6 protein-coding genes are annotated in these 4696 nt (G+C 43.7%); 5 read left to right on the forward strand and 1 reads right to left on the reverse strand.

The features are described 5' to 3' along the window. Positions 1–38 precede the first annotated feature (38 nt). The 4 genes from J2T16_RS10735 to J2T16_RS10750 are packed head-to-tail and all read left to right on the forward strand — an operon-like array spanning position 39 to position 2586. Positions 39–620: a hypothetical protein gene (locus tag J2T16_RS10735; RefSeq protein WP_336120704.1), complete on the forward strand. Its 582-nt coding sequence runs from the start codon at positions 39–41 to the stop codon at positions 618–620. Between the two features lie 44 nt (positions 621–664). Further along, positions 665–1570, forward strand: a complete 906-nt coding sequence (locus J2T16_RS10740; RefSeq protein WP_499018328.1) for a nucleotidyl transferase AbiEii/AbiGii toxin family protein — start codon at positions 665–667, stop codon at positions 1568–1570. A gap of 16 nt (positions 1571–1586) precedes the next feature. After that, a complete protein-coding gene (imm48, locus tag J2T16_RS10745) occupies positions 1587–2027 on the forward strand; it encodes an Imm48 family immunity protein (RefSeq protein WP_336120702.1) in 441 nt (146 codons plus the stop codon). A 19-nt stretch (positions 2028–2046) separates the two neighbouring features. Next, the gene (locus tag J2T16_RS10750) at positions 2047–2586 is read left to right on the forward strand and encodes an RNA 2'-phosphotransferase (protein ID WP_336120701.1); all 540 of its coding nucleotides are present in this window, start codon (positions 2047–2049) and stop codon (positions 2584–2586) included. 149 nt (positions 2587–2735) lie between these two features. Here J2T16_RS10750 and J2T16_RS10755 read toward each other — a convergent pair whose 3' ends face one another. Then, on the reverse strand, positions 2736–3593 hold the full coding sequence (locus J2T16_RS10755; protein WP_499018329.1) for an SDR family oxidoreductase: 858 nt from the start codon (positions 3591–3593) through the stop codon (positions 2736–2738). Positions 3594–4157: 564 nt separating this feature from the next. On the opposite strand from J2T16_RS10755, the gene J2T16_RS10760 reads away from it, so the two are divergent. Further along, complete coding sequence (locus tag J2T16_RS10760) at positions 4158–4634, forward strand: DUF6790 family protein (protein WP_167375605.1); 477 nt, start codon at positions 4158–4160, stop codon at positions 4632–4634. Positions 4635–4696: the final 62 nt, after the last annotated feature.

Below are 4696 nucleotides of genomic sequence, written 5' to 3' on the forward strand. Positions count from 1 at the left end.
TAGTATAAGCACGTTGGAGGAAAGAAGGTTGTGAACGAATGGAGTTTGAATTTCATGTTACCCTGAGTGACCTGAGCCAGCAAGAAAAGCAAACTTTTATCCGTATCTGTGAAGAAGAGAACGTAAAACCGGTCCTGATCGAACTCGATCAGGGAGAGCACATCCATCAACCCATGATTACGGGCATTGTCCATAGCGAGGATTTTCAGGATGTACAGCGTGTCATTGAAGAGATTTCAATAACATTTAGGAATAACGGGTTCACTGTGGTACGTACAAAAGTAGAGATACCGGCTAAGGAGGAACGGTTTTTCAAACAACCGATGGTGCCTCAGTACAGACCTTATTTTGAGTGGCATGGTAAGGTTCAAGTCGAAGATGTGAATAGGCTGAAGCGTATATGTGCGGGTACAGGTGGCCATATCTCCCGTAATTCGCTCCATAAGAATGGCAGTATAAGGTTTGTAACTGTGCGTGAGTATGAGCATGCAGATCATTTTTATCGTAGCGTTGGGGAAATTCATAACATTTTGCAAAGCAATCAAATTGAACTAATCAAGCAACAATATGAGCTGTGTATATATGATAGTCGGGAAGAGTTGGATCGGGGCTGGATCTGATTGAACCAGCTTGATGTGTTTAAGATAAGATTGGAGGAACAGTTGTGACGAGAAACGGGAATGAAATACCCATACATCGCTTCAATGAAGACGAGAGATTAATTATTGTTTTGGAAGCGTTATTGAAACGGGCTACGCTAGTCCATTCATCCTTTATTTTGAAAGGTAGCCTGTTAACGAGACAGTACTTGGAGAATCCAAGTCTGCGCTATGCTGAGGATATCGACTTTTTGTATAAAGGTACGATTGAACATGCGGATCAGGCCAAGCAGATTTTTACGGATTGGATGATTCAGGTGACCGAACTTGATCTGAATGATGGAGTTCATTTTCGCAGCTTTCGGGAGAATGCATTCTGGCGTGAAATTGATTACGCAATGGATGATGACTTTCCAACGGTGAATACCGATATCGCCTATGCGATCCAGAGTGAGTCCAGTGAAGGGAATCGGTACGAAGATGAGCTTTTTCTTGATATTTCATTTAATCTGAAGCTGGATGCAGAGCCTGTGGAGTTAAACTACCAACCGTTGAGAGGTGAGCCTTTTGTAGTTCCCTACTCGGTTCCGTTGTCCACTCAAGTCGCTTGGAAGTTGCATCAGACGATTGTGAGACCGAGGTTCAAGGATCTATATGATCTGCAGTATCTCGTATCTCACCCGTCCTATGACAAGCAGGCTGCAGAAGATACGCTGCAGACACTCGTCAATGAATGTAGCATGACGACTAGTATTACGAGTGAAGATATGAAGAAAATATTAGTCGAAGATTTGCATCCACTGTATCAAGGTTTGGAAAACGATTATCTATTGAAGCAGCTTGCAGGGGATCGGGTACCTGAAGTTTATTTCATGGAAGTTGCTACTCGCTTGCGAAAAGCGCTGAATCGTGCGGGTATCCATCAAGAGGCTTTCAAACATCTGCCGTCCCCGATATGGAATAAAGGATAGAACGGAGAATATGGATATGAATGATTTTATGAACAAGGATGATAAGAATGATGTTATTTTGGGCGCAGCAGCCCATGAACTGGAGCAGATGGTAGAACAGGTCTGCGAACTGATTGGCACACCACTCGCAGAAACGACAGAACTGCAACGTCAAGTGCTCGCCGCTTTTGGTTTTGGTGCGGTGTACAGCATTACTCATCGTGATCGGCTGGCCGAACCCCAGGCTCATGCGCTGAGCATTCGGATGTTGATCAAACCATTTAAATACAGTGAACAACAGGCAGTTGATTTTGCTGACGATCTGATTCGTGTTGCATCCAAGGAAGAGGTTCATCCAGTGATGAATACGATTATTCATCGCGGTATTAATGGACATATCCAGTTTACGCAGGAGGATCACGAAGCTCTTGCTCGTAACATTCAGGAGATTATGGCGGCAGTTCAGCAACAAGGATAGATGTGGGAAGGTGAGAGACATGGACTACATGAAACTGAGCAAAGAGCTTTCCTATGCATTGAGACATGCGCCATGGGAATACGAGCTTGAGCTGGATGAAGAGGGATGGGTAGAGATTTCACAACTGCTCGTCGCTTTGCACGAAAGCCCAGGGTGGCGTAATGTAACAGAAGATGACCTGAAACATATGATTGCAGTCTCCAATAAAAAGCGGCACGAGATCAATGCCGGCCGAATTCGTGCACTTTATGGCCATTCCACTCCGCAAAAAATATCCAAAATAGCTACACAGCCTCCCGAATTGTTGTATCACGGTACACCCGTACGTGCTGTGTCCTCCATCATGGAGCACGGTTTGCAGCCACGGCAACGGCAGTATGTGCATCTATCGGCTGATATGGATACGGCACGTCAAGTTGGACAAAGGCGAGATGATCAGCCTGTTATTCTACGCGTTAAGGCAGGGCAGGCCGCACGTGAAGGTATTCTTTTTTACCATGGCAACGAGAGTATTTGGCTAGCTGATGTGATTCCTGCGCGTTATATTGAGCAAGGTTAATCGATTAGTTAGGTTAAAGAATGTGTAAGTTTTGTTCGAAGAGCTCCATAATAATGTATACGAAAAGGGCTGTTCCCCGTCATCATGTGACGTATGGAACAACCCTTTTTCTATATCCTGTATGTTACCGTGAGGGCAACATGACGAATTTAATTACCCAAAATAGCTTTAAAACCTTCACTTAACGGTTGAGCTGGACGCCCAAGCAATGTTTCTAGTGCATCGCTCTCTACAGCCAGTGCGCCTTGGCGAATCGCGCTTTGCATTTCAACCAGCATGGATACAACAAAATCAGGCAAACCTGCACCTTTCATGATGTCCGCATAAGCCGCATCGTCGACATTTTGTACGTTGATTTCCTGCCCCAACACTTCACCAGCAATGGCAGCAAGCTCAGCTTGTGTGCGCAGTTTACCAGACAATTCATAGACCTTGTTCTCATGTCCTTCGCCTGCAAGTACAGCAGCAGCAGCTTCAGCATAATCACGTCGAGTAGCCCAGCCGACCTGGCTGTCATTCGTGGCATGTACCCAAGGAGCACCATGTGTTACGGCTTGTACACTGCCAGCTTCATTTTCAAGGTACCAATTGTTACGCAGGAACGTATAAGGGATGCCAGACTCGCGAATCGTTTGTTCTGTCTTGCGGTGTACCTCAGCAAGAGAGAGTGGGTTATGCTCGGCGTTGACCACACTTGTATAAGCGATATAACCGACACCTGCTTTTTTGGCAGCTTGAACAGCAGTCTGGTGCTGACGGATACGTGTCTCGTTATCACCGTCTGTGGAGATCAGTAGCAGGCGGTCTACACCGGCAAAAGCTTTCTCCAATGTTTCCGGTTGATCAAAATCCCCATGACGAACGTCTACACCCTGCGAGCGCAATGCTTCTGCTTTTTCTGGTGAACGAACACTAACAGCCAAGTCTGTTGCAGCTTTTGTCTTCAACAACGCGTCAACAACCAGTGAACCAAGTTTACCCGTAGCGCCTGTAACTAACAATTTCATTTTGTTTCCTCCTAAAATGTGGTTTGCAACATTTGCATCGTTAGCAGCTTCATTGTCATTGTTGAACAATCGTGTATGTACAGCGTACCTCTAGAGTATTAAAGCAATACCACTTCCGAGGAGTAGCTGTGGATGTGTGAAACAAAGTGTTTATCTATGTAACTATAATAGTTACATAATAAAGTGTTGTCAAATTTTAATATCTATAAAGACGACTAAAGTAGTCTGAATATATGGGTAATAGGAATCAACCAATGGTTATTAAATTTTTTCGACTATGGAATAAATGAGAGGTGGTTCTTTTGGAGTGTTAAAAAAGAAACATATATTGGTTGAATATATGTAAAAATGGTATATAAGACCCAAAAATTTCAAGTTATATAGAACTAAGTACGATAGATTCATTGCGTATAAGAGAAGAAAAATGGTAAAACCTTCGACAAAATAGAAAATTATGTACGAATTGACAAATGTAAAAGCGATTATATAATGTGGGTATCTACAAATTAATCCATTTAGTTACAAATGATTCCAAAATAACGAATTGGCAGGAGTGAAACAGCGATGTGGTTTTTGGTTCTATGGTTATTTGGGCTTATTTCAGGAACGATCCATCTTTGGATGCTCGGTTTCCCTGGCGAAATGAGCGAGATTAGCAGAGTGTTATTGCTTCATCAGTTTGTGGTTACATTTGGACTTGTAGGTGTTATTGGTTACGTGGTTAACATTGCTAGAGCAGAACAGACAGCCAAAATGCTAGGTTGGCCAGGAGGACCGTTTCAGGTCAAATATGGATTCTCGCAAGTCGGACTTGGCGTTATGGGTATTATGGCGATCTGGTTTCAAGGGAACTTCTGGGTGGGTGTATTGGTTACGATGTACATATATGGTTTGAGTGGTCTGTGGTCACATACTTATGTCATGATCAAGAATCGTAAGGCAGATGGGGACAGTATCGGCAATTTGATAATGGATGTTGTCTATCAAACGTTTATCACCGTTCTTTCCATATGGGCTGGCGGCATCTGGGTAATGAGCTAGACAGAGACTGGATTTATGACAACACAGCTTGAATCTCAATTAATGAATGAGGTGTGGTCGTG

The sequence above is a fragment of the Paenibacillus intestini genome (genome assembly GCF_030803945.1).
In the GTDB taxonomy this organism is placed as follows: Bacteria; Bacillota; Bacilli; order Paenibacillales; family Paenibacillaceae; genus Paenibacillus; species Paenibacillus polysaccharolyticus.

Excerpts from the sequence above, each read along its gene's own strand:
- J2T16_RS10760 (WP_167375605.1), top strand. The coding sequence starts at position 4,158 with ATGTGGTTTTTGGTTCTATGGTTATTTGGGCTTATTTCAGGAACGATC.
- J2T16_RS10735 (WP_336120704.1), top strand. The coding sequence starts at position 39 with ATGGAGTTTGAATTTCATGTTACCCTGAGTGACCTGAGCCAGCAAGAA.
- J2T16_RS10750 (WP_336120701.1), top strand. The coding sequence starts at position 2,047 with ATGGACTACATGAAACTGAGCAAAGAGCTTTCCTATGCATTGAGACAT.
- imm48 (WP_336120702.1), top strand. The coding sequence starts at position 1,587 with ATGAATGATTTTATGAACAAGGATGATAAGAATGATGTTATTTTGGGC.
- J2T16_RS10755 (WP_499018329.1), bottom strand. The coding sequence starts at position 3,593 with ATGAAATTGTTAGTTACAGGCGCTACGGGTAAACTTGGTTCACTGGTT.